Origin of the sequence: Exiguobacterium sp. E4787, assembly GCF_018618375.1 — a bacterium.
Classification (GTDB): domain Bacteria; phylum Bacillota; class Bacilli; order Exiguobacteriales; family Exiguobacteriaceae; genus Exiguobacterium; species Exiguobacterium chiriqhucha.
The window spans coordinates 26,410-51,372 of record NZ_JACSLY010000010.1 but is presented as its reverse complement, the minus strand read 5'-3'; the positions used below and the strand labels follow the sequence as shown (position 1 = coordinate 51,372).

At 49.8% G+C, this 24,963-nt stretch carries 23 protein-coding genes and 1 other annotated feature; of the genes, 11 read left to right on the top strand and 12 right to left on the bottom strand.

Annotated elements, in window-relative coordinates; genetic code table 11:
• The first annotated feature begins 19 nt into the window (after positions 1 to 19).
• Positions 20 to 232: a binding site (T-box leader), on the top strand.
• A gap of 52 nt (positions 233 to 284) precedes the next feature.
• Entirely contained in the window at positions 285 to 1,967 is a 1,683-nt protein-coding gene (argS, locus tag KNP80_RS11930; protein WP_214718439.1) for an arginine--tRNA ligase, read from the top strand.
• Between the two features lie 37 nt (positions 1,968 to 2,004).
• Here the strand turns inward: argS and KNP80_RS11925 are convergent, their stop codons facing one another.
• Both KNP80_RS11925 and KNP80_RS11920 read right to left on the bottom strand, forming a co-directional pair.
• Entirely contained in the window at positions 2,005 to 2,583 is a 579-nt protein-coding gene (locus KNP80_RS11925; RefSeq protein WP_214718437.1) for a metallophosphoesterase family protein, read from the bottom strand.
• The gene (locus KNP80_RS11920; RefSeq protein WP_021068146.1) at positions 2,580 to 3,071 is read right to left on the bottom strand and encodes a YajQ family cyclic di-GMP-binding protein; all 492 of its coding nucleotides are present in this window, start codon (positions 3,069 to 3,071) and stop codon (positions 2,580 to 2,582) included. Before KNP80_RS11920 ends, KNP80_RS11925 begins: the two co-directional genes overlap by 4 nt.
• Positions 3,072 to 3,141: 70 nt before the next feature.
• Between KNP80_RS11920 and pulA the strand changes: the two genes are divergently transcribed.
• Complete coding sequence (pulA, locus tag KNP80_RS11915) at positions 3,142 to 5,136, top strand: type I pullulanase (RefSeq protein ID WP_214834801.1); 1,995 nt, start codon at positions 3,142 to 3,144, stop codon at positions 5,134 to 5,136.
• Between the two features lie 18 nt (positions 5,137 to 5,154).
• On the opposite strand, the gene KNP80_RS11910 is transcribed toward pulA, so the two are convergent.
• Positions 5,155 to 5,319 (bottom strand): YycC family protein, encoded by a 165-nt coding sequence (locus tag KNP80_RS11910; protein WP_021068148.1) that lies wholly within the window; start codon positions 5,317 to 5,319, stop codon positions 5,155 to 5,157.
• Positions 5,320 to 5,458: 139 nt separating this feature from the next.
• On the opposite strand from KNP80_RS11910, the gene KNP80_RS11905 reads away from it, so the two are divergent.
• The 4 genes from KNP80_RS11905 to KNP80_RS11890 all read left to right on the top strand — a co-directional run bounded on the left by KNP80_RS11905 (position 5,459) and on the right by KNP80_RS11890 (position 10,168).
• A complete protein-coding gene (locus tag KNP80_RS11905) occupies positions 5,459 to 6,250 on the top strand; it encodes a hypothetical protein (RefSeq protein WP_214834800.1) in 792 nt (263 codons plus the stop codon).
• Between the two features lie 102 nt (positions 6,251 to 6,352).
• A complete protein-coding gene (locus KNP80_RS11900; RefSeq protein ID WP_214834799.1) occupies positions 6,353 to 8,476 on the top strand; it encodes an MMPL family transporter in 2,124 nt (707 codons plus the stop codon).
• A 253-nt stretch (positions 8,477 to 8,729) separates the two neighbouring features.
• Positions 8,730 to 9,365, top strand: coding sequence for a YitT family protein (locus tag KNP80_RS11895; RefSeq protein WP_214832877.1), 636 nt, complete (start codon positions 8,730 to 8,732; stop codon positions 9,363 to 9,365).
• 80 nt (positions 9,366 to 9,445) lie between these two features.
• The gene (locus KNP80_RS11890; protein WP_214834798.1) at positions 9,446 to 10,168 is read left to right on the top strand and encodes a YwiC-like family protein; all 723 of its coding nucleotides are present in this window, start codon (positions 9,446 to 9,448) and stop codon (positions 10,166 to 10,168) included.
• Between the two features lie 20 nt (positions 10,169 to 10,188).
• Here the strand turns inward: KNP80_RS11890 and KNP80_RS11885 are convergent, their stop codons facing one another.
• Positions 10,189 to 11,133 (bottom strand): DUF4003 family protein, encoded by a 945-nt coding sequence (locus tag KNP80_RS11885; protein WP_251128945.1) that lies wholly within the window; start codon positions 11,131 to 11,133, stop codon positions 10,189 to 10,191.
• 421 nt (positions 11,134 to 11,554) lie between these two features.
• Positions 11,555 to 14,275, bottom strand: a complete 2,721-nt coding sequence (locus tag KNP80_RS11880; RefSeq protein ID WP_214834797.1) for an ATP-dependent Clp protease ATP-binding subunit — start codon at positions 14,273 to 14,275, stop codon at positions 11,555 to 11,557.
• A gap of 269 nt (positions 14,276 to 14,544) precedes the next feature.
• Between KNP80_RS11880 and KNP80_RS11875 the strand changes: the two genes are divergently transcribed.
• Positions 14,545 to 14,730: a hypothetical protein gene (locus tag KNP80_RS11875; protein ID WP_214834796.1), complete on the top strand. Its 186-nt coding sequence runs from the start codon at positions 14,545 to 14,547 to the stop codon at positions 14,728 to 14,730.
• 515 nt (positions 14,731 to 15,245) lie between these two features.
• Here the strand turns inward: KNP80_RS11875 and KNP80_RS11870 are convergent.
• Both KNP80_RS11870 and KNP80_RS11865 read right to left on the bottom strand, forming a co-directional pair.
• Positions 15,246 to 15,419, bottom strand: a complete 174-nt coding sequence (locus KNP80_RS11870; protein WP_214718428.1) for a hypothetical protein — start codon at positions 15,417 to 15,419, stop codon at positions 15,246 to 15,248.
• Between the two features lie 90 nt (positions 15,420 to 15,509).
• Positions 15,510 to 16,427, bottom strand: a complete 918-nt coding sequence (locus KNP80_RS11865) for a TerC family protein (RefSeq protein ID WP_214832870.1) — start codon at positions 16,425 to 16,427, stop codon at positions 15,510 to 15,512.
• 225 nt (positions 16,428 to 16,652) lie between these two features.
• Between KNP80_RS11865 and KNP80_RS11860 the strand changes: the two genes are divergently transcribed.
• Positions 16,653 to 17,975 carry a hemolysin family protein gene (locus KNP80_RS11860; RefSeq protein ID WP_214718426.1) on the top strand — a complete coding sequence of 441 codons (1,323 nt, stop codon included), beginning with the start codon at positions 16,653 to 16,655 and terminating at the stop codon, positions 17,973 to 17,975.
• A 73-nt stretch (positions 17,976 to 18,048) separates the two neighbouring features.
• Here KNP80_RS11860 and KNP80_RS16015 read toward each other — a convergent pair whose 3' ends face one another.
• The 5 genes from KNP80_RS16015 to KNP80_RS11835 all read right to left on the bottom strand — a co-directional run bounded on the left by KNP80_RS16015 (position 18,049) and on the right by KNP80_RS11835 (position 20,224).
• Positions 18,049 to 18,222, bottom strand: a complete 174-nt coding sequence (locus KNP80_RS16015) for an IS3 family transposase (RefSeq protein ID WP_418508257.1) — start codon at positions 18,220 to 18,222, stop codon at positions 18,049 to 18,051.
• Between the two features lie 58 nt (positions 18,223 to 18,280).
• Positions 18,281 to 18,571: an IS3 family transposase gene (locus KNP80_RS11850; RefSeq protein ID WP_214718422.1), complete on the bottom strand. Its 291-nt coding sequence runs from the start codon at positions 18,569 to 18,571 to the stop codon at positions 18,281 to 18,283.
• Positions 18,572 to 18,690: 119 nt separating this feature from the next.
• Positions 18,691 to 19,368: a helix-turn-helix domain-containing protein gene (locus KNP80_RS11845; protein WP_214718420.1), complete on the bottom strand. Its 678-nt coding sequence runs from the start codon at positions 19,366 to 19,368 to the stop codon at positions 18,691 to 18,693.
• Between the two features lie 91 nt (positions 19,369 to 19,459).
• A complete protein-coding gene (locus tag KNP80_RS11840) occupies positions 19,460 to 19,891 on the bottom strand; it encodes a type III secretion system chaperone family protein (protein ID WP_016509669.1) in 432 nt (143 codons plus the stop codon).
• Between the two features lie 66 nt (positions 19,892 to 19,957).
• Complete coding sequence (locus KNP80_RS11835) at positions 19,958 to 20,224, bottom strand: metal-sensitive transcriptional regulator (protein WP_016509666.1); 267 nt, start codon at positions 20,222 to 20,224, stop codon at positions 19,958 to 19,960.
• Positions 20,225 to 20,510: 286 nt separating this feature from the next.
• Here KNP80_RS11835 and KNP80_RS11830 point away from each other — a divergent pair, with 286 nt between their 5' ends.
• From KNP80_RS11830 to KNP80_RS11820, 3 genes are all read left to right on the top strand, one after another.
• Positions 20,511 to 20,816 carry a rhodanese-like domain-containing protein gene (locus tag KNP80_RS11830; protein ID WP_214718419.1) on the top strand — a complete coding sequence of 102 codons (306 nt, stop codon included), beginning with the start codon at positions 20,511 to 20,513 and terminating at the stop codon, positions 20,814 to 20,816.
• A complete protein-coding gene (locus KNP80_RS11825) occupies positions 20,813 to 23,281 on the top strand; it encodes a CoA-disulfide reductase (RefSeq protein ID WP_214834794.1) in 2,469 nt (822 codons plus the stop codon). Before KNP80_RS11830 ends, KNP80_RS11825 begins: the two co-directional genes overlap by 4 nt.
• 181 nt (positions 23,282 to 23,462) lie before the next feature.
• Positions 23,463 to 24,905 carry an alanine/glycine:cation symporter family protein gene (locus KNP80_RS11820; RefSeq protein WP_214718416.1) on the top strand — a complete coding sequence of 481 codons (1,443 nt, stop codon included), beginning with the start codon at positions 23,463 to 23,465 and terminating at the stop codon, positions 24,903 to 24,905.
• Positions 24,906 to 24,963: the final 58 nt, after the last annotated feature.

Sequence of the window (24,963 nt, the reverse complement as noted above, 5' to 3'; positions counted from 1 at the left end):
TGCTTTTCAACCACATAGACGAAAGTCGATGAAAAAGAGAGTAACGATCGTTCCGTCAACAAAGCGACCTAGGGATTGGTGAGAGCCTAGGCTGACAAACATCGCGAAACGCACTTTTGAGATGCTATCCGAACTTGAGTAGGCGTAGCCGGGGGACCCCCGTTATCACCGATAAAGCGGTCTGCGTCAAGCAGGCAAGAAGAGTGGTACCGCGGGCCATCCCGTCTCTTTGCATCTGTGCAAAGGGCGTTTTTTTTATGAACAAATGATAAGGAGGAATTAGAATGAGTTATGAACGCAAATATGCGGAAGCCTTGTCCCGTGTCATCGGGGACGAGTTGACGCTCGACCAGATTGAAGCATTGATTGAAAAACCGAAACATGAGGCACACGGGGACCTTGCTTTCCCGTGTTTCCAACTTGCGAAAGCCTATCGTAAAGCACCGGTCATGATCGCGACGGATATCGCAAACGACTTGAACGATGAGTTGTTCACGAAAGTCGAGGCGGCCGGCCCGTATGTGAACGTCTTCTTGAGCCGTGACGTCGTCTCACAAGAAATCATCAACACGGTGCTCGATGAACAAGCGGACTATGCGACGCATGCGACACGCAACGAGACAATCGTCACCGATTTCTCGTCACCGAACATCGCCAAACCGTTCTCGATGGGACACCTTCGTTCAACGGTGATCGGGAATGCCATCAACCAAATCGCCCGTAAAAACGGCTATGACGTCGTCGGCATCAACCACCTCGGAGATTGGGGCACACAGTTCGGTAAACTGATGGTCGCCTATAAAAAATGGGGCGACGAGGAAGCGGTCCGGGCACATCCGATTGCTGAGCTCTTGAAGCTCTACGTCCATTTCCACGAAGAAGCGAAGACTCGACCGGAACTTGAAGATGAGGGCCGTGCGTGGTTCAAGAAACTTGAAGACGGCAACGAGGAAGCGACTGAGCTGTGGACGTGGTTCCGTGACGAATCACTCAAAGAGTTCCAAAAAGTATACGACCTCCTCGGTGTCGAATTCGACAGCTTTAGCGGGGAAGCGTTCTATAACGACAAGATGGATCGTGTTGTCGCCATGCTCGAAGAGAAAAACCTTCTCGTCGAAAGTGAAGGGGCGATGGTCGTCTCGCTTGAAGATGAGAACTTGCCACCATGTTTGATTAAAAAGAAAGACGGCGCGACGCTTTATGCGACACGCGACTTGGCAGCTGCCGTCTATCGTCATGAGACGTACAACTTCGTCCAGGCGAACTACGTCGTCGGCGGCGAGCAGGCGCTTCACTTCAAACAACTGTTCTCAGTCCTGCGCAAGCTCGGCTATGACTTCGTCGATGGCATGCATCACGTGCCGTTCGGCTTGATTTTGCAAGAAGGGAAAAAGATGTCGACACGTAAAGGTCGCATCGTCTTGCTCGAGGAAGTGCTCAAAGAAGCAATCGAGAAAGCACAAGCGAACATCGCTCAGAAGAATCCGGAACTTGCGAACGCGGACGACGTGGCACGCATGGTCGGTGTCGGCGCGGTCATCTTCCACGATTTGAAGAATGAACGCATCAACAACATCGAGTTCGACCTCGATAGCATGCTCAAATTCGAAGGCGAGACGGGCCCGTACGTGCAGTACACGAACGCGCGTGCGAACTCGCTCCTTCGTAAAGGTAACTACGACGGCTCGACGTTCACTGGCGCAAACGACGACCACACGTGGGGCGTCGTGACGATGCTCAACGCGTTCCCACACGTCATCACACGTGCCCATGAACGTCGCGAACCATCAATCATTAGCCGTTACGTGCTCGATTTGGCGCAAGCGTTCAACAAGTATTACGGTCATGTCCGTGTCCTCGAAGAAGATGCAGGCAAACAATCACGTCTCGCCCTCGTCAAAGCGGTGACGATCGTATTGACGGAAGGACTCCGTTTGATCGGTGTTCAAGCTCCAGAAGAAATGTAAGCACAAATAAGGGACCCTTTTGAGGGGGTCCCTTTTCCTATGCCTTCATGCGTGTGACCGTCCGGGCTTTTGTATCATACAGACACCATTCCCGGTCGAAGATGACGGCGCCGACATTGATGACGTACCGTTTTTTCTTCAAGGTGAACGGCTTCCCGATTTCCCAGGGAATCGAGCGACCTTTCCGGTAAATCCCCGGAATATGGCTGTGTCCGATAAAGACGAGCGGATACTTCCCTTTCTCGACAAGCGGTTCCCAGTCCGGACTCCATTTCACTTGGTGTCCATGCAAGAATAGCGCCTCATCGAGCGTCGTCTGCTCCGGTAATAAGGCGATTCGTGTCTTGACCGGATGCGACACCACGAGCACTTCGTCAATCCGCTCTTCTTGATTGCCGCGCAGGCTAGGGAAGGTGAGGAGCGCCTCGTAGTCAGGGTCGTACGTCACGACATCGGACACTTCATGGAAGCGCTCGTTGCGCCGTTTCTTACCGATATGACACTCGTACAGATCGCCGAGGCAAAGGATGTGCTCCGTCTCGCGGAGGACCGACTCGAGCACGGCTTTCAAATCATCAAACGAACCATGTGGGTCACTGATGATGGCGAGTTTCATCGGTAGTTTGTGAATTGGGCATCGACGGACAATTCGAGCTCACGGACGAGCTGCATGACGGCTTGAAGGTCATCGCGCGACTTGGCTGTCACACGGATTTGATCGTCTTGAATTTGCGACTTCACTTTCAGTTTTGATTCTTTGATGGCGTTGTTAATTTTTTTTGCATCGTCTTTATCGATGCCGCTCTTCAATTTGACGCGTTGACGCACTGTGCCGCCGAGCGCACGTTCTACTTTTTGATAATCAAGGTTTTTCGTCGGTACGCCACGTTTAATCAATTTCGTGATCATGACGTCTTTCAATTGCTCGAGTTTGTAGTCGTCATCTGAGACGAGGACGAGGTCGCCGTTATCGAGTGACATCTCACTCTTCGAACCTTTAAAGTCGTAACGGTTCAAAATTTCTTTCTCGGCGATTTGAATCGCGTTCTTCACTTCTTCGAGGTTCATTTCTGACACAATATCAAAAGAATTGTCTTTTGCCATGTTTCATCCATCCTTTACAAGGGTTTTGTTATAATGATAGCAGATTTGAAGTAGTGAAGGAGTGAAAGAGATGGAACATACTATCGATCAACAGACAAATGTAGATTTAGACCATATGGCATATCACGGCAAAGACCTCGGGGTGACGTTTAAAAGTGACCTCATCCGGTTGCGGGTCTGGTCACCGGTTGCCGAAGAGATGACGGTAAAACTATACCGGACACCGCGAGCGCGGAAGTTCGAACGGTTGTCGTTAGAACGGGCCGAGAAAGGGACGTGGGTCATCGAACTCGATCGTGCTTTGTTTGAAGGTCAGTTTTATGTGTTCGAGGCGGTCGTAGCTGGGAAACGTATCGAATCGCTCGACCCGTATGCAAAAGTCGTCGGGATCAATGGGAAGCGCGGGTGTCTGCTCGACCCATCTACGCTCAACCCAGACCATTGGGTCAAAGAACGTCCGCTCTTCCACTCGTCACAAGAAGCGGTCATCTATGAAGCGCACGTCCGTGATTTGACGAGTCATCCGGACAGTGGTGTCATGCATCGCGGGAAATTCCTCGGGATGACCGAAGTCGGAACGAAGACACCGACGGGTTATCCGACGGGTCTCGACTATATTACCGGGCTTGGCGTCACGCATCTCCAACTCATGCCGTTCTTCGATTACGGTTCAGTGAATGAGTCACGCGAGAGTGAGGCGAATTATAATTGGGGCTATGACCCGGTCCACTATTTTGCCGTCGAAGGCTCATACGCTTCCTCAGCGGATGATCCGGCCGCTCGCATCATCGAGTTGAAAGCGATGATTCAAGCACTTCACGATCGTGGCATCCGTGTCATCATGGACGTCGTGTTCAACCATACGTATGATGCATTGACGACGCCGCTCGGACAGTTCGTACCGGACTACTATTACCGCTTGAACGAGGACGGTACGCTCGCCGACGGTTCGGCGTGCGGGAACGATACGGCGTCCGAACGGGCGATGATGCGCAAATTGATCGTCGAATGTGTGTCGTATTGGGCGAAAGAGTTCATGATTGATGGCTTCCGCTTCGATTTGATGGGACTTCATGACGTCAAGACGATGAACCAGGTCCGCAGGGCGCTCGATCGCGTCGACCCATCGATTCTCGTGACCGGAGAAGGCTGGGATCTCGACACACCGCTTCCGTTCCGTAAAAAAGCGAACCAACATAACGCCCACAAGATGCCGCGCATCGCCCAGTTCAACGACGCGATTCGTGACGGTGTCCGTGGGGATGTGTTCATCGAAGACTTGCCAGGTTGGATCAGCGGCAACGCGGATATGACGGCGGACGTCAAACGTGGGATTGCCGGTGCAGTCACGAGCCAAAGCTTTGCTGACGAACCGAACCAAGTCGTGAACTATGTCGAGTGCCATGACAACTTGACGCTTTGGGACAAACTGGCCGTAACGAATCCGGACGACGATGAGACGACACGCCGCCGCCGGCATCGTCTCGCGACATCGATTGTGTTGCTCAGTCAAGGCATCCCGTTCCTGCATAGCGGTCAAGAGTTCTTCCGCACGAAAGACGGGGACGAGAACAGTTTCAATTCGGGTGAGGTCGTCAACCGTCTCGATTGGACGCGAGCCGAGCAAGAGACGCCGAGCGTCGAATACGTGAAGGGCTTGATCAGCCTGCGCAAACAATATCCGTTGTTCCGTCTTGAGAACGCGGAACAGATTCGTAAACATTTACGTTTCTTCGATGAAGACGAGGGCGTCATCGCCTTTGAACTGAGTCGCCACGTCGAAGGTTACGTCGAACGCCATCTCGTATACCATAACGGACTCGAAGAAGCGGTCGAGGTGAAACTACCGTCCGGCAAGTTCGAGGTCCATGTCGAAGATCACACCGTCAATTTGACGGCACCACGTCTCCTCGAGGAGCGGCATGTCACGGTCGCGCCGTTATCGACACTCGTCGTGACGGAACGCCGTCCGGATTACAGCAAATATGCGGTCGCCGGTGGAGCTGCCTTGGCTATCCTCGGTCTCTGGTATGTTGCGAAAAAACGGAAACCGAAACAAAAGTAAGCGCGAAAAAAGGAGACGTCATTCCGTCTCCTTTTCCTCGTTCGTTTCAGTTTTGGCTGCCTCGAGCTCCATCATCTTTTTGACGATGATGTGTTTTGGCATATGCATGAGTTCCTCGAGTGGGACGTTTAGCTTTTTGGCAAGCTCAACCGCCGTCTCGGGAGAGAGTTGAAGTGGGCGCATGAGGGTTCCTCCTTTCCGATTACGGTACGCTACTGCCAGTATACAGGAAAAGCGGACAGATGGAGAATGTGTTCTGTGAACACATTCAAAATCGAAAAATGCGTCGTGCGTTGCTAAGCTGAAACTAGGAAGTGATCAAATGTACAAACAAGTAGCAGACTATCAATTTCATGAAACGGTTGAATGGTTAGAGCGCGTTGGTGGAGGATGGATGTTGTATTTGGCGCAAACCGGGTTTCTGTTTTTTGACGAGACATTCCAAATCCGATGGGAACTCGAGTGGAAATGGGCACCTTGCGCACTATATATTGAACCACATGGTAGAAGAGCCGTCGCGCTATTTCGAGATTTGCAGACATACGGAGTCATGGATTTGACGAACGGGACGATGGAACGTCACCCAATTCCACGGACGTTCCATGACGATTGGTTCAGTAACCTGCATTACTGGTCAGGGGACGATTTGTATTTGTACTCGGCCGAATCAGATATCGTCGCCTTGAACTTGAACGATCACACGTTTCGGTATAGCCGTTACGAGGAAATCCCGGAGTTCGGGAACATCATCGAACTCGCATATCAATCGACCTATGATTTCGAACGATTCACGGCACCTGGCCTCGTGACCTTGTACGATGAACGGAATCAACAGTTCATGGTCGAGGACGTCGAAGCGGGCGCGCGTTGGAAGATTTCATACGGGGGTGACCGTGACTTGGTCATCGTCGATCAAATGGGTGTGACGACTGCTATCACCTCGATGACATCGTTCCAACTGTTTGAGCGCGATTGTGAAGTGTTCTCATCAGAAGTATGTGCCGAGACCGAATTGTTGAAAGTCGTCTTATTGGACGAGCCGGGCGACAGACTTGTCGTCCTATCGACGCCGCGTCGCTTCTGCCATAGTTGGCTGCAAGTGTTCGAGCGTTGACAATCCTGGACCAGGGCATGGTTCAGGATTTTTTTACGAAGGCTTACAGAATCTCGTCTAAAAACGGGAACAGTCTTCTTAGATGGAGAGGAGTGGACAGGGATGGAACGATTAGGACAAGCGTTAGTCCGATGGCGCTACGCTGTCGTGTTGATTTGGACGGTATTGCTCGCGGTATCGGTATATTTCGGATTACAGTTGCCAAGTGAACTGCGCGGCAATGGATTTGCGATTCAAGACGGGCGCTTCGCCCAAGTGGAAGATACGTTGAACGACCGGTTCGACCGGGCCGGGGCCTCGATGATCGTCTTGTTGGAAGGTGGGGACCTTGATACGGTCATCGAGCAGCAACGGGATCGACTGATTGACGTCGATGGAATCGACGGCGTGATCACGCCAGCCGAGAATCCCGATGCCCGCTCAGGGGACGCAGCTTACTTATTGCTCGAGTTCGAGGATTACGATACGGCCGAGGCGTCAATCGATGACGTTCGCAACGCCTTGATTCGAGATACGGATACAGACGTGCGATTGACCGGAGAGCCGGTCTTCGCGGATGACTTGAATGAAGCGTCGAAGAATGACTTGATTCGGGCCGAGTTGATTGGAATCCCGGTCGCGTTGCTCGTCCTCTTGCTCGTCTTCGGGACGCCGCTCGCCGCGGTCATGCCATTATTCGTTGGATTGATTACATTCATCGTGGCTGCCGGCTCGTTGTTCTTCTTTGCCCAGACGATGGAACTATCCATTTTCGTCTTGAATGCGGTCGCGATGATCGCCATCGCGCTCGGCATCGATTTTTCCCTATTGCTCGTCAACCGTTACCGGGAAGAGCTCGCACATGGGAAGTCGCGAGAGGCAGCCATCGTCCGAACGGTCGCGACGGCCGGACGTTCGATTCTGTTCTCAGGGCTTTGTGTGTTCGTCGGACTGGCCGGGTTGCTATTCATCCAAGTCGACGTGTTCCAAGCCATCGCGCTCGGTGCGCTGATTGCGGTGGCGGGCGCGGTCTTATCGGCGCTCACGCTGTTGCCGTCCGCCTTATATATCGTCGGAGATGCGATCAATAAAGGGCGTCTTATCAAAACGAATGAGACGCGTTCTGAAGTACGGTGGCAGAAGTTGGCCCGTTTCGTCATGAGACGTCCCGTCACGATGACACTCGTCGCGCTCTTGCTGTTACTACCGAGTCTCTGGTTCGTCCGTGACCTCGAATTGAACATCCCGGACGCCGATGCACTCCCGACCTCGTACGAGTCGCGGGCCGCCCTTGAGCGGTGGGACGACGTGTTCGGGGAGACGTCGACCGATGCGGTGCTCTTGTTTGAGACGAATGACTTGACCGATTCGATGATTCTCGATGAATTGACCGCACTCACCGATGAGCTATCCGAGGATCCGATTGTCGACAACGTCACGACGTTCTTGACGGCATCCGGTCTCGAACCAGCCGAATTCCAACAACTCGCTGAAGCGGCACCAGAGCAACTCGAGGCGTTCGAACGTCTCGTCACGCTTGAAGGGAATACAGACCTTGCCCTCGTCAACGTTAGTTTCAACGTCCCGCCGAGTGATAAAGACGCGCAAGCGTTCGTCCGAGATTGGCGCGAGAGCGGTTTTGACGTCGGGGGACCAGCCGCGTTCAACGAAGAAATTTATGAAGAGATTTATGACAGCATCCCGTATGCGGTCGTGACTGTCATCTTGGCGACGATGGTCATTCTCATGTGGGCGTTCCGCTCAGTCTTGATTCCAATTAAGGCGATCATCATGAACGTGCTCGGTCTCGGGGCGACGTTCGGTCTGCTCGTCATCATCTTCGAATCAGGCTACGTGTACGATGCCGAGACGATCAGTATCTTGACCCCGGTGTTCATCTTCTCGCTCGTGTTCGGCCTATCGATGGACTACGAGGTGTTTCTCGTCTCGCGGATTGAGGAATATTATCGGGAGACCGGGGATAACGATTACGCGACGGAGATGGGACTCGCCAAGACGAGTAAAATCATCACGTCGGCCGCAGTCATCATGATTGTCGTCACGGGGGCGTTCGCTTTTACCGGTGTTAGTCCGATCAAACAGCTCGGTGTCGGCATCGCGCTCGCGATTTTTATCGATGCGACAATCATCCGTATTTTACTTGTCCCGTCCTTGATGAAACTGCTTGGGGACTGGAACTGGTGGTGGTTCGGTAAGAAAGATTTACCGAAACGTAATCTACACTAAATATACATTTAATGAAATAGTCGTGAAAATGTGTTAAAATAGTTTCATGATTACGCGCAATTTGGGAAAGGAAGGTCTTTATGGATACCGAGAGGACATGGCCTCTGTTTCAATTACCGGACTTCTAGCGTTGAGTTTTTACAAGCGACATCAATGTAAAAATCAACAAACGGAAGATCGGAGATGGAACAGATGGAACCGCGGCTACGACTGAGGATCCTCCTCTCCGTTGAAAACGGGGAGGACAATCGGAATGAAACGAGTTGCTACCATAGTGCTCGGAACGCTGATCATGGCGTTCGGTTATTATTATTTGAATGAACAGTTTGGTTTGGCAGAAGGGGGCTTCGTCGGGCTAGCATTGCTCGGCCGCTATTTATTTGATATCGATCCGGCGATCTCGATGATCGTACTCGATATCCCCTTCTTTTTAATCGCCCTTTGGTGGAAAGGCTGGCGCTTCGTCGGGCAAGCCGTGCTTGCCGCGGCGTCACTGTCGCTCAGCTACGCCATGTGGGATCGGTTGGATTTACTCACGTTCGATATCCAAGTGTGGCCGGCGACGTTGTTCGCCGCCATCGCGAGCGGGATTGTGACTGGTTACGGTCTCGGTCTCGTCTTGAAATCGGGCGGGGCGACCGGGGGCGACGATTTATTCGCACTCGGCCTATCGAAATGGACCGGCGTATCGGTCGGGACGATTCTCATCATATTTGATGTCATCGTCTTGGCGATTTCGCTCATCTATTTGCCGCTGTCGAACGCGCTTTATACGCTTCTCGCGGTCTCAATCGCGGGTCGTGTCGTCACGAAGATGTTGACGGAAGACGTGGTCGAAGTAGCCGTACCAAGTGTGACCAAACTAAAAACAAAAAACGATCTCGCGTGAGATCGTTTTTTGTTTTGTAAAATTTATCACAGTTTTACAGTCATCTTTCTTCTACACTACACATAGAAGGAGGGAGTCACATGAAATGGATGATTCCAAAACAGCACGGCGCTTGGTCGATGCTGATTTTACCGTTCTTACTCGGCGGCATTGTCGGAGGGTGGACGCTCGCGCACATCCCGTTCGCCATCGCCTGGTTGTTCGTTTATATGGGTACATTTTTCTTGTTCCAATACATTAAGCAACGGAAGAAGTCACAAGAGCTGTTGCGTACGGTCGTGACGTATTTGACGGTTGCGATTGTAGCTACCATCCCGGTGTTTTTGTCCGAGTGGCGTCTTGTCTGGTTTGTCCTTGCTATGATTCCATTCGGTCTCATCAACGCCTATTTTGCCAAAATTAAGGATGAGCGCAACGTCTGGAACGACGTCAGCGCCGTCACCTCATTTTGTATCGGCGGGATGGCGAGCTATTATCTCGGGGCGCGCATCTTGGATGGGACGATAGTGTGGATGTTCGCTTTGCCGTACTTATATTTCCTCGGAAGTATCTTTTTCGTCAAAACGATGATTCGGGAGAAGAAGAGCTTGTTTTATCGGAACGTATCATGGGGGTATCACTTTTTGCTCGTCGCCATCTTCATCGCGTTTGGCTATCCGGTCTTGGCACTCGCTTACGTGCCGAGTCTCGTCCGGGCGGTCGCGTTCTACGGCAAAAAGATCCCCATCATGAAGATCGGGATTGTCGAAATCGCCAACTCGGTGTTCGTGCTCGGTTGTCTCAGTTGGTATTTATTTAGTTAAGAAGGGGAAACCCTTCTTTTTTAGTCGCTCGAAGATGTACTCGAAATGATAGCCACGGTCGCCGCTGCCGTTGCCGCCTGTTGCATGGCGAGCAGATGGGCGAACGTCCCGTGCAACAGTAAATCGCTCGCGTCTTCCTTGATGTTGTTTGCCGCGACGAGTTGCAAGGCGACCGTCAACGCATGGGTGTGGAACCAGCGATGCTTTTCCTTCTCGGCGTTCGTGATGTCGATCAGGTCGCGCTCGTCGTTGTCGTTCGGGGCCGCGACGATGGCCAAGAGGGCGAGCGCTGGCAGATGCTCGTTTTTGACGGCGATTGCTTGTCCTTGGAGTCGCGTGCGCCACTCGAGCAGGCGATTGATGACCTCGTCTGAAGGCAAGTCGCTAAAAGCAAGCAGATGGGAGACGAGTTGGAGCTCGTTTGAGCGGGGCAACTCGGCTTTCAACGCTTCGTAATACGTCTCAATCCGTTGGCTCAACGCATCGTGGTCATCGAACGCTTGAACGAGGACGAGAGCAGACAGAAGGTCTTCTTCGCTCGTCAGCCAAGGATGGTTTCGTTTGAACGTCTGATAGAGTGCGCTCGCCTCGTCAAGCCGGCGCTCGGGTTCATCGACGTTGATCAGTTGGCTCGCGATGAAGGGCCGCAACATACTGAAACGGAAGTGCTTCCGGTCGAGTAGCGTATCAAGCCGGAGTGCCTCGTCGATGGCGGATTCGATGTCTTCATACTTGGCATCGAGAAACGACAGCCAGACGAAATTATTGCTGCCGCGAAACTTGGAGAAGGCTTTTGTTTTCCGTTTGACGGCCGCTTGAGCCTGCTCGAACCGCGCTTCATCGAACGGGGTGTCGTGTATGGCATAATTGATGGCCATCAAGCGTCGGAAATCATCGGTGAACCACTTTGTCGCTCCTCTGATTGCCTCGAGTGCTTCGAGGTAATGCGTATAGCGTGTCATCATCAGCAATTCCTCCTTTTTCTCCTTATACGAGCTTAATCGAAAGAATGATTCAAAAAAAGCCGCCCTGGATTTGAACTGCTCCCCGTCAAGTAGACAGGGAAAATAATGAAAATCAGATTAGGCGGCTTGAGACCTGTATTAGACAGGCCTCGAGTTATTTTGTCATTTCTGGAGACAATCATGATTATAGAAGGGGAAATTTTGATTTGCTCAGGTTTCAGATACTTTGTCGAAATTCTGACCTGAGCTGCGCCCACTGATATTGAAAAAAACGAGCAACCACCCAAAGGCGGTCGCTCGTCATCGTTAGCCAACATCGCATAATAATCACTCTTATTTTGAACTACACAGTTATCAGAGAAAAATGAAAAAACGCTGTTGACACCTTCTCTGAAATATAGGCTATACTCCCAAAATTGGGTTAATCCTCATTAGTCTCCGTGCGTTCAAAAACAATCTGTTGTGATTGTTCGTCCCATTTAGCTAATATTTTATCCCCTTTCTCAATAGCCCCTCCTAAAATTTCACGAGCTAATTTCGTTTCTAGCTCACTACGGATTACACGTTTGAGTTCTCGGGCACCAAATTCAGGTTTGTACCCTTCTTCTGAAAAGTGGCGAGCTAAAGTTTGATCGAAAGAAATAGTAATACCCTGTTTCGACACATTCTTCGCGACACGTTGTAGTTGAAGTGATACAATTTCGTGTATTTGATCCTTATTTAAAGCACTAAATACAATAATTTCATCAATCCTGTTTAAAAACTCAGGACGGAAATGACTTGCCAAGACAGTCATAACTTCTTTTTTTACGCCTTCATAATCTTCTTTAGAAGAACTATCGCTGTTTAATCTAGTACGAATAATATCCGACCCTAAATTTGACGTAGCTATAATTATCGTGTTGGTGAAATCTACAACTCTTCCTTTTCCATCAGTAAGTCGTCCATCATCGAAAACTTGAAGTAAGATATTGTACACGTCAGGATGAGCCTTTTCAATTTCGTCTAACAATATCACGCTGTAAGGTGAACGTCGTACTTTTTCGGTGAGCTGACCGCCTTCATCATAACCCACATACCCAGGAGGAGCACCTACAAGACGTGCTACTGCATGCCGCTCTCCATATTCTGACATATCAATTCGTAATAATGCATTTTCATCTCCATAAATAACTTCTGATAAAGCCTTTGCAAGCTCGGTCTTACCTACCCCGGTAGGTCCTAAGAAAAGAAAAGTAGCGACAGGCTTATTTTCTTCGCGTAATCCTGAACGAGACAAACGAACTGCATCTGAAACAGCTTTTACTGCCTCTTCTTGACCTACTAAGCGCTGATGTAGTTGTTCTTCCATGCGTAAAAGTTTGTCTTTTTCTTCTGTTGTTAGTTCGTTCACTGGAATGCCAGTCAATTGCGAAACCACATGAGCAATATGTTCAGGTTTTACTTCTGTACTCCCTGATCCTTTTTCGGCTTCCCATTCTTCTGTTAATTTTTTTAACTCACTTTCTTTTTCTTCAATAACTTTTGTAAGTTCGCTTGCTTTATCGTACTGCTTTCTATTTGCAACGTAATCTCGCTCTCTTAGAAGGTGCTGCAATTCAGCTTCGATTTCTTGAATTCCGGCAGGACGTGAAGTGGCAACTAGTTTAACTCTAGCTGCCGCTTGATCAAGAAGGTCAATGGCTTTATCAGGTAAAAAACGAGAAGGAATATATCGATCTGATAACTCTACTGCAGAAATAATAGCTTCTTCGGTTATAGTCACCTTATGATACGCTTCAAAAGTATCGCGCAAACCTCTTAAAATCATAATCGTTTGCTCTGGAGTCGTCTCGTGAATAATAACCGGTTGAAATCTTCTTTCTAAAGCCGCGTCTTTTTCAATGTACTTTTGGTATTCATTCAGAGTAGTCGCGCCAATGAGATTCAACTCTCCTCTAGCAAGCATTGGTTTGAAAACGTTAGCTATATCTAGACCGCCTTCTTCCCCACCTTGTCCAGCGCCTACAATCGTATGGACCTCATCAATGAACATAATTAAATCATCTTTATTTTCCGATATTTCCTTCAACACTTTTTGAACACGTTCTTCAAACTCTCCTCTGTATTTTGATCCAGCAACCATTGCGTTAATATCTAACTCCATTAATCGCTTATCCTTTAAACCTTCAGGTACTTCACCGTCAACAATTCGTTGTGCTAAGCCTTCTACAATAGCAGTTTTTCCAACCCCTGGATCACCAATCAGTACTGGATTATTTTTTCTACGTCGAGCTAATATCTCTATTGTGGTTTCCACTTCTTCGGCACGACCTATGACCGGATCTAGCTTCCCTTCTTTAGCCATCTTAGTAAGATCGCGCGAAAATTTCTCCAGTTCAGGGGTGTTACTCAAATTGGATAGACCTCCTTTGTTTTCACCGTTCCCGACAACCTTACTCACTTGCTGTCTTATAGATTGAGGCGTCAAACCATATTTGCGAAGGATGTTTGCAGCCAGTCCCTCTCCCTCTTCAGATAAACCAATCAAAAAATGTTCGGGACCAACATAAGTGTGTCCTAAATCATTTGAAGCAATAAAAGAACGACTTAAGGCGTCTTTTACTCGCGGTGAAACGCTAATCTCACCTTCATGCATTGTCTCTCCATGCTTCGCCTCAGCTTGAATTTGTCTTTTCAAATCTTCCACTTTAATTTTGAATTGATTAAATATACTTTGAACAACCTCACTGTCTGTCAACGCCAACAATAAGTGCTCTGTATCTATTTCGGGTCTGTTAAATTCAGATGCATATTGTCCCGCTTTTTGAAGCATCTCTTCCGCGTTTTCACTCAATCGGCTAGTTAAAGCACTACCACGCTTGCGCCGTGCCACTTCGCTCGAGGTTTCATCATAAACATTTTCTTTACTAACTTCTTCATCTACATTAAAAAAAGGTAGTTTGCTCGAAAAAAAGTTATCGAGCATAGTGCCACGTATTCCAAATAACGATTCGATTGGAGAAATGTTTAATCCATTGCGTTGTAAAAATTCTTGATAATGACCTTCACATAACTCCATATTTCGTAACTGACCATTCAAGTTTGCCTGGACTCTGACTGATGCTGGCTTTCCACAAATATCACAGCTGTTCGTCGACATCTTCCTTGCCCCCTTAATCAATCTAATAGTTTGGTTCATGTATATTTCCCCGATCTAAGTTAATGTAAAACATGATATTTATAATAAATAATTGTTTTGGATCACTCTTAAAAGAAATGCTGACTTTAACTTACCTGTGCATAAGATACATTCGTCCTTTAGATGGGCGGTTTGTCAAATTAAGCGCAATACTTCCTCGTAAAGGTCCGCTGTGCCGTTTTCCGGTTCAGACACTTTCTCGGCCTCCCGTTGCTCTTGGCGAGCGCGTCATGCGTGATTTTCGCGAAGGATTCTCTTGGAGTTCATGTTGCCATGACAAGTACGGGTCGGCGAAATTCATCGGCACGCCAATCAATGCACGAATCGTTCCCTTTATCGAGGCCTCGGTGCGGCCCTTGATCGGCAGTGTGGGCTCTTTCGCCGCGATGCAGGCCTTCGCCTTCCCTCGTATTTAAACCACCGTGTTTAGCTTCTAGTGCCCGAACGTCTCGCGTGTGCGCACCTCCCACGGGCGGTCCGGGATGGTCAAACCGACGTTGATAAGCCCGCAGGTCTGCACTCGTTTCCGGTGCTTGTCCTTCTGCCGGAGCAAGGTCATGGGCACGTAGATTACCCCCATAGACCCAGCGATAAATCGTCGAGAAGGCGATTTTTCCCATGTAGAGGTGAGCGACGATCTGTTCTGGGGACCAGGTTGCCGGTAGCTTCCGGATGATCGTCAGGAGCGTAGTTTCGTCAAGCTTCGTATTTAGCGCTCCTGTGTGCGTTCAGCTATCTCACAATAAACCGTATGGACATCCCTAGCTCCAGATGAATCCCTATATATATGTTTGTTCTTCCATCGTATGTAGTGCACTCAGTTTTTGTTCGATTGAATGTCGATTTCTTGCCATAAAAAATACTCCCCGAATTAGATAAACAGATTTGTTATTTCATCTGTCTACCTAATCGGGGAGCAGTTCACCCAGGCTTAGCGGGTCTGCGGTATATATTTTCTAGTACGGCAGTTTGTCGAGCGTGGTGCGACGAGGAAGAAGATTCCTAACATCACGCCGACCCCAAGTCCCCAAAGACTGTTGAACAGAAGCATCAACACGATCCCGAAGACGAGTCCAATACTCACATCACCCATACGGTCAAACATTCGTAACCACCTTTTCTGTGTTCGCTAGGCTAAAGGTTTACCCACCAATGAGAAGTGAACCACCTGGGAGGCTAGCACATCTCCCTTTTGTTATACGTGATTTTTCTGACCAGGTTTCGTTTTATAGAAACTATAGACGACGCTGATCAAGATGACGAGGATGATGGCGCCAAGTGACATCCAAATCGGCATCTTGTAGACGTCGCCCAACACCATCTTCGCCCCGATGAAGACGAGCATGAAACTGAGCCCGTGCTTCAAATAGTAGAAGCGGTCAATCAAGTTGGCGAGGACGAAGTAGAGGCTACGGAGTCCAAGAATCGCCATGATGTTCGCATAGAAGATGATATACGGGTCACGCGAGTAGGCGAAGCTAGCCGCGACCGAGTCGACGGCGAAGACGATATCCGACAGCTCGATGAAGATGAGCGCGATGAAGAGCGGCGTGAAAAACAGCTTGCCGTTGATGCGTTTCGTGAACTTACCAGACGAGATGTCTTGCGTGATCGGCAAGCGGCGTTCGAGCCAACGGATCGTCTTGTTCTCCTCGAGCGACTCGTCCTTGCCGATGTTCTTGAACATCATCCATCCTGTATAGATGAGGAAGGCACCGAACACGTAATAGACCCAACCGAAGTTTTCCAAGAGTGACACACCGGCGACGATGAAGACGGCCCGGAAGAAGATTGCCCCGAGAATGCCCCAGAACAACACCTTGTGCTGATACTTGAGCGGAATCGCGAAGTAGGCGAACACGAGCGAGAAGACGAACACGTTATCGATGGCGAGCGCCTTCTCGATGAAGTAGACGCTCGCATATTCTGTCGCGACGGTGCTGCCTTGCGAGTAGAACAACCAACCGCCGAACGCGATGGCGATCCCGATCCAGACGAACGTCCGTGTCCATGCCTCGCGGAGCGAGACTTCGTGTGCCTTGCGGTGGAACACCCCGAGGTCAAGTGCGAGCATGAAGATGACGAGTGCCAAAAAGGCGATGAGTAGGGTCAACAATAATTCCTCATTTTAAGGTCATATGAACTCTATATAATCAATTTGAGGTCGTAAGAACTTAAAGTAAAGCATTTAAATACAGATTGTTCGAATTAAAAGCAGGTTGAGGAATTTTGGCGAGGGAACTGTGTGAAAATACTGTCGAGCACCTGCGAAGTTGAGAATGAAGGACAGGCTCTCGTATAATGTGAAGTAACAAACTTGAAAGAGGTGGAATAAGCCTTGGATTCATCCTGGCTGATTGATTTATCGATTATTTGGTTTCTCATTGTATTGAACGGTATTTTTGCGATGTCGGAGATTGCGCTCATCTCTTCTAAACCGAGCCGACTCGAGGCGGCTGCGTCAAGAGGTAGCCGAAGCGCGGAGATTGCCTTACGACATTCGAAAGATCCGACCGACTTGTTGTCGACCGTCCAAGTCGGAATCACGTTGATTGGAATCATCAACGGGGCGTTCGGTGGAGCGCGGTTCTCGGAGCCATTGGCGCAACAGTTGATTGCGCTCGGTATCGGGAGCGAGCTTGCTGGCACACTCGGATACATCATCGTCGTCACGATCATCACGTACTTGTCGCTTATCATCGGGGAACTTGTCCCGAAACGGATCGCCCTCGTGACACCGGAGCGGGTGACGATGACAATCATCCCTGCGCTCGACTTTTTCAGTAAAGTGATGAAGCCGTTCGTGTGGGTATTGTCGAAATCGACACTCATCGTATACAAGTTACTCGGGTTAAAATCTGAGCAATCAAGCGGAGAAACGGAACTTGAAATCAAACAGTTGTTGAGCGAAGGGATGGCACAAGGTGATTTTGCCCATGACGAAGTCAAACAAGTCGAGCGATTGTTTGCCTTCCATGACCGCTACATCTATCAATTGATGCAACCACGTACGACTGTCGAATGGATTGATCTCGACGACTCAATTGAAGGGATCCAAGAGAGAATTTATAAGAGTCAACATAGCAAGCTGCCGGTCGGTCGCGGAAGTCTTGATCAGTTCATCGGTTTCGTCGAAGTGCGCGATCTTTTGACGCTCCCGTCACTGAAACACGAGTCGCAGATTTTGAAGCGGGTCAAACAAGCGCTCGTTGTGCCGCGCCAGCGAGAAGCGAGCCTCGTCTTACAAGCTATGCAACAGAGTGGTGTCGGGATGGCGTTCGTGTTGGATGAGTATGGCGGATTCCTTGGGATCGTCACCTTATTCGATATATTAGAAGAAATCGTCGGGGAAGTCATCATCGAGGAGGAAGAGCCATCGGTCGTCCGGCGCGAGGACGGCTCATATCTCGCCGATGGCATGCTCAATATCGACGAGGCCAAACAGTTGTTTGGACTTCCAGATTTTTTAGAAGGACAAGAACGGGCCGCCTATCACACATTGGCCGGCTTTTTGATCACGCAGCTCGGTAAAGTCCCTCAAAAGGGAGACGTAATCGAGGCGTACGGTCTGCGTTTTGAGATTGTCGATATGGATGGTCGTCGAATCGATCAAGTCTTAGTTCGACCAATCGATTCGGAACCGTCTATCGAGCCTCAATAAACAAGAAACCTCTCCTGTCACCGAATAGTGAACCGCCCCCTGTCAAGTAGACAGTGGAAATAATAAAAATCGTTTAGACGGCTTCAGCCCTGAATTCTAAAGGGCTGAGGCCGTTTAGTCGTTCTTGGTAACGGTCTTGGTTGTAAAAACGAATGTACTCTGCCACGGACTCACTGAGATCGTCATAGGTACGATACTTTCGAAGGCGATAGCTCTCACATTTGAGCGCACCGAAAAAGGCTTCCATCGGGCCATTGTCAATACATCGACCCACACGTGACATACTCTGGGTGATACCGGCCTCCTTAGTCATTCGGCCGATCGGCACGGAACTCCCGGTTCAAAAGATTCTCAGCTGTCTGTTGAGGAGTCGAATAGACGTATTTCTTCTTTCGTCTACGGATGACACAACGCAGGCCACCGGCCTCCATGAGTCGGTACACACGCTTGTGATTGATATGTCGGTCGAACCGTCTCCGAAGATTCATGCCCATGCGACGATACCCGTAGATACCCTTGACCTCAAGGTGGACGCTTCGCAGTTCTTCGAGGATTTGTCTGTTCTCGATTTCACGTGCCGAGGGTTCGTGTTTCAACCATTTATAATATCCTGCTCTTGAGACGACAGCGATTTCACAGAGGCGAGCCACCGGGTGACCACACGTGGAATGTAGACGGCGGATGGACTCATATTCATGCGCATACCAAATTTGGTTCAGCTTTGCCCCCTTCCGATTTCCTTCAATTTTTTTAGGTAGTCATTCTCCATGCGGAGGAGCTCGTTCTCTTTCGCTAAACGTTTTAGCTCTATTTGGACACGTTCATCAGGTGTCAAGGCAGCTTTATCCTTCTTGTGCCCACGTCGATCAAGCAGGGCGTCAGGGCCACCCTGGTCGTACTTCTTCACCCATGAATAGATCTGTTGATAAGATACCCGATGGGTCTCCGCAATTTTGCGATAGTCCCTTCTGTGGCTCAAACAGTCAATCACTGCGTCAAGTCTCTCTTCGAACGTCGTCTCTCTCCCCTTGGTCATCGTGTCTCTTCCCCTCGAGGTGGCTTTGAGTTCTTTATGACCAGTATACTGATTTATCCATCCCTGAAGAACACTCCGACATGACAATCCGTATTTCCTGACAATCTCATTAGGTGAGAGTTTGCCGTTAACACAATCTAGAACTACGTTGGTTTTGAGTTCTTTCGAATAGTTCTTCCAAGTACGCGGTTTTAGGAAAGCGTCAATCCCATCGGCTCGATAGAGCCTAATCCAATCTTGGAACGTCTTTTGGGGTATGTCGTACTGTCGTAATACCTGAGAGAAAGCCATTTGACCTGTTTCGTAGGCTGTGACAGCTTCAACTTTTAACTCTGGAGGATACTTTTTTTGAGCCATACAAAAAACTCCCTTCAAAAGGAAACAGGTTTTATTTTTTAACCTGTCTACTTTTTAGGGAGCGTATCAATTCGTCCGGGGCGGCTGCTTGTTATTGGACTTGCGTATACAACTTCTGCATATACTCGTTCACTTCATCGGCCGCTTGGAACATCATGAATGAATGTTGCAAGATGATCTCTGGCGAGAAGCCGAGGTCGAGGTCGAGCGTCGAGGCGAGCGTAACATCACGGTCGCTGTCGAGTACGCAGCGGAAGTATTTGAACTCTTGGTTGAACTCGTTCAAGGCGTTCAGAATCGGTAGGTCTTCGACGTAATCCGGCACGTGGGTGACCGTCGCGGCATACAGTTCCGCATCTGTCGTCTTTTTATTGAAGGCGATAATCATAACGGGCTGAGCCCCGGATTTAGTCGTTTCACGCGTCAAAAATGTGACATGCGTTTCAGTCTCGCTCTCTTTGAACGTCATATTGCGTTCAGCGACGAGCGCTTTAAATGATTCTACTTTTTCTTCGAAGTTCACAAACAAGTCCCCCTTAAAAGTCGTTACTCTAACTTTCGCCCATTTGCGGAGGGAAAGCAAGTGGAACTAGCGTTTCATCAACATTTTGATGGCTTCTTCGACGGTTTCTGACGTATCTTCGCCATCTTGTTGGGCGGTGATGATGCACTGCTCCAAGTTCTTCGCGACGATGATGGTCGAGGCGCGGTCAAGCGCTGATCGAGCCGCACTCAACTGTGTCACGACGTCACGGCACTCTTTCCCTTCTTCCATCATGCGGATGATGGCCCGGATTTGTCCTTCGACCCGTTTCATCCGGTTCAACACTTTTGTATCGTATTGATACTGTTCCATTAGATTCACCTCTATATTCAAATCGTTCAGTAACCCAACTATTTATTGTGTAGTCTCATCTTAATACGTGGGGGAGTATGTGTCGAGCAACAACGTTTGATGTGAAATTTTTTCAAACGTTTACCGATTCGACAAACAAATCCCTTGCAATCAAATACCACAGGGGGTATATTAATGACGTGAAAGCGATATGTTCAACGAATCACAAATTTTCGTCGAACGCCCGCTACCAAGCTGACGAATAAATAAGTGAAATATCATAGATCAAAAGGATGGGTAAACAAACATGAAAGCATCTGCCTTGAAACGTCAAATGGATTTCGAAGTACCAGTGAACATCGTCGACGTTCGTGAACGTGACGAGTTCCAGGAAGCGCACATTGCTGGTGCGAGAAATTATCCGCTATCTGAAATTTCGGAATGGATTGAGACACTCGACCCTGAAGAAGAATACATCGTCCTTTGTCGTTCAGGGGCTCGCAGCACGCAAGCAACTTGGCAAATGGAAGCGAAAGGTTATAAAGTGGTCAATATAGAAGATGGCTTGATGAGCTGGCCAGGTGAAGTCGTCAAAGGAGGAAATGCGCAATGAGTAAAAAAATCGTAATCGTCGGTGGGGTCGCTGGTGGTGCTTCGGCAGCCGCCCGTCTTCGTCGCTTAAATGAAGAGAACCGAATCGTCATGTTCGACCGGGGCGAGTATATCTCGTTCGCGAACTGTGGACTTCCTTATTACATCGGTGATGTGATTCAAGACCGTCAAAAATTGCTCATTCAAACCGTCGAAGGGATGAACAAGCGTTTCCAACTCGACATCCGTAACTTGACGGAAGTGACGAAAATCAACCGTGCCGAGAAGACGGTGTCGGTGAAACACGTCCAGACAGGTGAGACGTACGAAGAGTCGTACGACGTCCTCGTCTTGTCACCAGGTGCGAAACCAATTCGTCCGAACATCCCAGGGATTGAAGAGGCAGAAGACATCTTCACGCTCCGCAACATTCCGGACACGGATAAAATCCGTAGCTACGTCGATGACAAAGCGCCGAAACACGCGACAGTCATCGGTGGCGGTTTCATAGGGATTGAAATGGCTGAAAACTTACGGGAACGTGGCGTCGATGTCACGCTCGTCGAGATGGCCGACCAAGTCATGACGCCGCTCGACCGTGAGATGGTCGCACCGGTTCACGAGCATATGCGTTTGCACGGCGTCGACCTTCAGCTTTCTGACGGTGTCGACTCCTTCTCTGAGAAAGGGAAACGTGTCCACTTGAAGAGCGGTCGCGTCATCGAGACCGATATGGTCGTCTTGTCAATCGGTGTTGTGCCCGAATCTTCGATCGCAACGGAAGCAGGACTTGAAACAGGCATCCGCGGCGCCATCCGTGTCAACGAGAAGATGCTCACGTCAGACCCGAATATCTACGCCATCGGTGACGCCGTCGAAGTGCTCGATTATATCTTCAAAGAGCCGACGGTCGTTCCGCTTGCATGGCCGGCCAACCGCCAAGGTCGTCTCGTCGCCGATATCATCAACGGTCGTGACGTTAAATACAACGGAACGATGGGGACTGGGATCGCCAAAGTATTCGATATGACCGTTGCTTCGACAGGTTGGAACGAGAAACGTTTGACAGCAGCTGGTAAAGAGTTCGAAGCCGTTCACGTGCACCCGGGTTCACATGCGGGCTATTACCCAGGATCGACACCCGTGTCGCTCAAACTGTTGTTCCATCCGATGACCGGTGAAATCTATGGCGCGCAAGGCGTCGGGATGAACGGTGTCGATAAACGGATTGACGTCATTGCGACAGCGATGAAAGGTAGCTTGACGGTCCTTGACCTTCCAGACCTCGAACTCAGCTATGCCCCACCGTTCAGCTCGGCGAAAGATCCGGTCAACATGATCGGTTACGTGGCGTCGAACGTCGTCCTCGGCGATAACGAAGTCGTACATTGGAACGAGATTGACGACTTGGTCCAAAACGGTGCGACATTACTCGACGTCCGTGACGAATCAGAGCACGAGCTCGGTAAAATCCCAGGCTCAATCAACGTTCCGCTCAACTCGCTACGCGATCACTTGGACAACTACAGCAAAGACGAAACGATTTATGTGACATGCCAAGTCGGGCTTCGCGGATATCTCGCATCCCGCATCTTGCGTCAAAATGGATTCAAGGTTAAAAACTTGAGCGGTGGCTACAAGACGTGGTCACAAGTGAGACGTGATTTTGATGCGATTGAAGCAGGAACGAAGGCAGCGAATGAGACTGCCGCAACAGCAACGGAGGAGGCACCACCAGTAATGATGAATGAACCGATCGGGGAACCGATTTTCCTAGATACGTGCGGTCTGCAATGCCCAGGACCAATCTTAGAAGTCAACAAAAAAGTAGCCGAACTTGGCGAAGGCGAGACGCTCCGCGTCCTCGCAAGTGATCCTGGCTTCTTTGCGGACATCGAAGCATGGGCGAAGAAAACGGGCAACAAGCTCGTCTCAAAACAATTTGTGAACGGTCGCGTCGAAGCGGTCCTCCAAAAAGGTCAAGGCCCTGCAGCCGTCCAAGCGGGCGCACCAGCAGGCGACGGCGCGTCGATGGTCGTGTTCAGTGGGGACCTCGACCGTGCACTCGCTTCATTCATCATCGCGCAAGGTGCAGCAGCAATGGGTAAAGACGTCACGATGTTCTTCACATTCTGGGGACTCAACGTCATCCGTAAACCAGATGCGCCAGAAGTGAAGAAGCAAGGCCTCGAGAAGATGTTCGGCATGATGATGCCATCTCATGCGGGTGAGCTTCCGCTCTCGAACATGAACTTCGGTGGCGTTGGTCAGAAGATGATGAAGAAAGTGATGAGCGACAAAAACGTGCCATCACTTGATCAAATGATTAAATCGGCTCAAGAGGCAGGCGTTAAAATGGTCGCTTGTACGATGTCGATGGACGTCATGGGCATTAAAGAAGAAGAGTTAATCGACGGCATCGACCTCGGTGGTGTGGCAGCATACCTCGGGGCAGCCGAAGGCGGTAACTTGAACCTCTTTATCTAACCAACTGAGATAATCTAGGCGGCCGGTCACTTGACCGGTCGCCTTTTTGTTGTTCGACACCCGAAATGAAAATTGTCGAAAAAGATTGCATTTTTTAAACGTTTTTCCTATAATTCTACTCATGTAAAGAAAGTTGACATAACTTTTTCTTATAACTCACACATACACGGAGGATTGAAAGATGGAGAAATTCGTAGAAGATCTCGTTTCATCAGCCAACGACCTGCTCTGGTCGTCAGTGCTAATCGTTGTCCTTGTCGCCTTAGGTTTGTATTTCACCGTTCGCATGGGGTTCGTCCAGTTCCGGATGTTTCCAGAGATGGTTCGTCTCTTATTCAAAGATGGCATGAAGCGTGAAAAAGGCCAAGTTTCGTCGTTCCAGGCATTCGCCATCGGGACGGCGGCGCGCGTCGGGACCGGGAACATCGCCGGTGTCGCGACGGCCATCGCGCTCGGAGGCCCGGGAGCCGTCTTCTGGATGTGGCTCATCGCCCTCATCGGATCGGCTTCGGCATTCGTCGAAAGTACGCTCGCGCAAGTATATAAAATCCGCGACGGTCGCACATGGCGCGGTGGTCCAGCTTACTACATGGAACGTGCGCTCGGTCAGCGCTGGCTCGGGATTTTGTTCGCCATCTTGATCACGTTCTCGTTCGGTTTCGCCTTCAACTCGGTTCAGTCGAACACAATTTCGTTGTCAGTCAGCAACCAGTTCGGGATTAGCACGACAACAGTCGGTATCATTTTGGCGCTCGTCACTGCAGTCATCATCTTCGGTGGGATTCAATCGATTGCCGTTCTTTCGAGTATCATCGTTCCGGTCATGGCGGGTGGCTACATTCTACTTGCCACTTGGATTATGATTACGAACGCTTCACTATTGCCTGAAGTGTTCGGCTTGATTTTCTCGGAAGGCGTACTCGGTCTTCAGCAACTGTTCGGTGGTGCCATTGGAGCAATGGTACTTCAAGGGATCCGTCGTGGTCTCTTCTCGAACGAAGCGGGAATGGGTTCAGCCCCGAACGCGGCAGCTACAGCTGAAGTATCACACCCGGTTAAACAAGGGTTGATTCAATCACTCAGTGTGTTCGTCGATACACTTCTCGTTTGTACATCGACAGCGATGATCATCTTATTGTCAGGCGTCGCCGGTTCAGAGTCGTTCGCTGGTGTCGAGTTGACACAGGCCGCGCTCACTGCCGAGATTGGTCCGATGGCGACATCTTTCCTCACAATCGCGATTTTCTTGTTCGCGTTCAGCTCGATTCTCGGAAACTACTACTATGGTGAGACGAACATCCAGTTCATTTCGGATAAAAAGATTTACGTCACGCTCTACCGCATCGGTGTCGTCGGTATGGTCCTCTTCGGAGCGGTCCGTTCGGCCGGTCTCGTCTGGTCAATCGCGGACGTGTTCATGGGTCTCATGGCACTCGTCAACTTGTATGCGATTTTCCGCCTCGCGAAAGTTGCCCGTCTCGTCCTCGACGATTACTTGGAGCAACGCCGTCAAGGTGAAGATCCGGTCTTCTACGCCGATTCGATTGAAGATCTGCCAGGCCGCGAGTACATCGAGGCTTGGGAATCGGAAGAAGAAGTCAAAACAGGTACAATCCGTTCATAAACGACAAACCGTCTACGAAAGCACGTAGACGGTTTTTTTGCGCCCGCAAGATGGGTAA

Excerpts from the sequence above, each read along its gene's own strand:
- argS (WP_214718439.1), top strand. The coding sequence starts at position 285 with ATGAGTTATGAACGCAAATATGCGGAAGCCTTGTCCCGTGTCATCGGG.
- KNP80_RS11925 (WP_214718437.1), bottom strand. The coding sequence starts at position 2,583 with ATGAAACTCGCCATCATCAGTGACCCACATGGTTCGTTTGATGATTTG.
- KNP80_RS11920 (WP_021068146.1), bottom strand. The coding sequence starts at position 3,071 with ATGGCAAAAGACAATTCTTTTGATATTGTGTCAGAAATGAACCTCGAA.
- pulA (WP_214834801.1), top strand. The coding sequence starts at position 3,142 with ATGGAACATACTATCGATCAACAGACAAATGTAGATTTAGACCATATG.
- KNP80_RS11910 (WP_021068148.1), bottom strand. The coding sequence starts at position 5,319 with ATGCGCCCACTTCAACTCTCTCCCGAGACGGCGGTTGAGCTTGCCAAA.
- KNP80_RS11905 (WP_214834800.1), top strand. The coding sequence starts at position 5,459 with ATGTACAAACAAGTAGCAGACTATCAATTTCATGAAACGGTTGAATGG.
- KNP80_RS11900 (WP_214834799.1), top strand. The coding sequence starts at position 6,353 with ATGGAACGATTAGGACAAGCGTTAGTCCGATGGCGCTACGCTGTCGTG.
- KNP80_RS11895 (WP_214832877.1), top strand. The coding sequence starts at position 8,730 with ATGAAACGAGTTGCTACCATAGTGCTCGGAACGCTGATCATGGCGTTC.
- KNP80_RS11890 (WP_214834798.1), top strand. The coding sequence starts at position 9,446 with ATGAAATGGATGATTCCAAAACAGCACGGCGCTTGGTCGATGCTGATT.
- KNP80_RS11885 (WP_251128945.1), bottom strand. The coding sequence starts at position 11,133 with ATGATGACACGCTATACGCATTACCTCGAAGCACTCGAGGCAATCAGA.
- KNP80_RS11880 (WP_214834797.1), bottom strand. The coding sequence starts at position 14,275 with ATGTCGACGAACAGCTGTGATATTTGTGGAAAGCCAGCATCAGTCAGA.
- KNP80_RS11875 (WP_214834796.1), top strand. The coding sequence starts at position 14,545 with ATGCGTGATTTTCGCGAAGGATTCTCTTGGAGTTCATGTTGCCATGAC.
- KNP80_RS11870 (WP_214718428.1), bottom strand. The coding sequence starts at position 15,419 with ATGTTTGACCGTATGGGTGATGTGAGTATTGGACTCGTCTTCGGGATC.
- KNP80_RS16015 (WP_418508257.1), bottom strand. The coding sequence starts at position 18,222 with ATGGAAGCCTTTTTCGGTGCGCTCAAATGTGAGAGCTATCGCCTTCGA.
- KNP80_RS11845 (WP_214718420.1), bottom strand. The coding sequence starts at position 19,368 with ATGGCTCAAAAAAAGTATCCTCCAGAGTTAAAAGTTGAAGCTGTCACA.
- KNP80_RS11835 (WP_016509666.1), bottom strand. The coding sequence starts at position 20,224 with ATGGAACAGTATCAATACGATACAAAAGTGTTGAACCGGATGAAACGG.
- KNP80_RS11830 (WP_214718419.1), top strand. The coding sequence starts at position 20,511 with ATGAAAGCATCTGCCTTGAAACGTCAAATGGATTTCGAAGTACCAGTG.
- KNP80_RS11825 (WP_214834794.1), top strand. The coding sequence starts at position 20,813 with ATGAGTAAAAAAATCGTAATCGTCGGTGGGGTCGCTGGTGGTGCTTCG.
- KNP80_RS11820 (WP_214718416.1), top strand. The coding sequence starts at position 23,463 with ATGGAGAAATTCGTAGAAGATCTCGTTTCATCAGCCAACGACCTGCTC.